We start from the raw sequence: 1,306 nt of genomic DNA on the forward strand, positions 1-1,306 counted from the left end.
AAAAAAAGTTTATCGCAACAGCTGTTGGTTATGTCCCTTGGGGGGATGGAGCAGCTGAGTATTTTTACAATCTCTACGAATATGAAGATGGCACAAGAGAGTGTGAAAAGTTTGATGGTGGTCAGTATTACGATACACCTAAGAATGCGGATTTCAGTACCAAAGCGCAAGTGAAAGCGTGGGTTTACGGTGGTAATGTTCCAAAAAGCGTTCTGAATTACGAACCTCTTATAGATGAGATCAACAAAGAGATAAAAAAATTATCAGAAGCAGTTTGATTTTAAAGAACACGACCTCTAGGTGTGAAGAAAGATGGGCTAAGTGTTTCTAAAGATGCCCTACTTGCTCTAAAGGTGAAATATGTGGGATTGGGCTGTTATGCCGAGCTTGCCACAAATCATGCTTTTGTTGCAATTTAAGCCAGAATTCCGCATCATTTAAACCCGCTTTTTCTAACCGTAAAGCTAAGTTAATACTAATCGCTGCATGACAGTTTAAGACGCGAGATAAAGTTAAACGTGCAACGCCAAGACGGTTTGCAGCTTCTGTTACTGTTAACCCTAACTCATCAAGCAATTCTTCTTTCAAAATGCCGCCAGGGTGTGGAGGATTGTACATCATAATAACACCTCAAAATTCAATGGTAATCTTGATAATCAACAAGCTCAACGTCTGTTCCTATAAAGCGAAAAGTAACACGCCAATTTCCATTGACACGCATTGACCAATAACCTTTTAAATCGCCCGTAAGCGCATGTAGACGATACGATTTAAGAGTAACTTGTTCAGGCGCGGATATTGTATCTAAAATTACTAAAATGTTTGCTAATTTTTTAGCATGCACGGGCTGTATGCCTTTGCAGACTCCTCTTTCAAAGAATAATTTCAACCCTTTATGCTTAAAACTAACGATTGCCATATATACCCTCTTGATACTTGATACTATACACCATGCATTTATGTCAATTGATTATTTATCAAAGAGCGCTTTAAGACATAATTTTATATGTTAAAAAACAATAATATCATTTTGAAATAATTGAAAAAATATACAAATCATGCTAAGATTTTGTATGTATAAAGTGCAAATCTAATGGGGCTACAAATATGCTAAATAAAGTGACGTTAATCGGGCTCCTTGGTGCTAATCCCGAAAGCAAAACAATGACTTCTGGTGCAGAGATAGTCAATTTTCGTATGGCAACTTCTGAGAGCTACACAGATAAAAATACCCATCAAAAAGTAGAGAAGACTGAATGGCATTCCATTGTGGTTTTTAATCCTCATTTGGCAAAAATTGCTCTTC

4 protein-coding genes are annotated in these 1,306 nt (G+C 37.0%); 2 read left to right on the forward strand and 2 right to left on the reverse strand.

All coding sequences use genetic code 11. From position 1 onward, the window contains the following. Positions 1 to 278, forward strand: a 278-nt coding sequence (locus GQO39_RS08490; protein WP_156851768.1) for a hypothetical protein, incomplete at its 5' end; no start/stop codon positions are given. Between the two features lie 49 nt (positions 279 to 327). Here the strand turns inward: GQO39_RS08490 and GQO39_RS08495 are convergent. Then, a complete protein-coding gene (locus GQO39_RS08495; RefSeq protein ID WP_004856691.1) occupies positions 328 to 621 on the reverse strand; it encodes a HigA family addiction module antitoxin in 294 nt (97 codons plus the stop codon). Between the two features lie 16 nt (positions 622 to 637). Beyond that, positions 638 to 919, reverse strand: a complete 282-nt coding sequence (locus GQO39_RS08500) for a type II toxin-antitoxin system RelE/ParE family toxin (protein ID WP_156851769.1) — start codon at positions 917 to 919, stop codon at positions 638 to 640. Between the two features lie 188 nt (positions 920 to 1,107). Between GQO39_RS08500 and ssb the strand changes: the two genes are divergently transcribed. Beyond that, on the forward strand, positions 1,108 to 1,306 hold a 199-nt coding region (gene ssb, locus GQO39_RS08505; RefSeq protein WP_156851770.1), incomplete at its 3' end, for a single-stranded DNA-binding protein.

This window comes from Bartonella refiksaydamii, from assembly GCF_902652675.1.
Lineage (GTDB): Bacteria > Pseudomonadota > Alphaproteobacteria > Rhizobiales > Rhizobiaceae > Bartonella > Bartonella refiksaydamii.

Excerpts from the sequence above, each read along its gene's own strand:
- GQO39_RS08500 (WP_156851769.1), bottom strand. The coding sequence starts at position 919 with ATGGCAATCGTTAGTTTTAAGCATAAAGGGTTGAAATTATTCTTTGAA.
- GQO39_RS08495 (WP_004856691.1), bottom strand. The coding sequence starts at position 621 with ATGATGTACAATCCTCCACACCCTGGCGGCATTTTGAAAGAAGAATTG.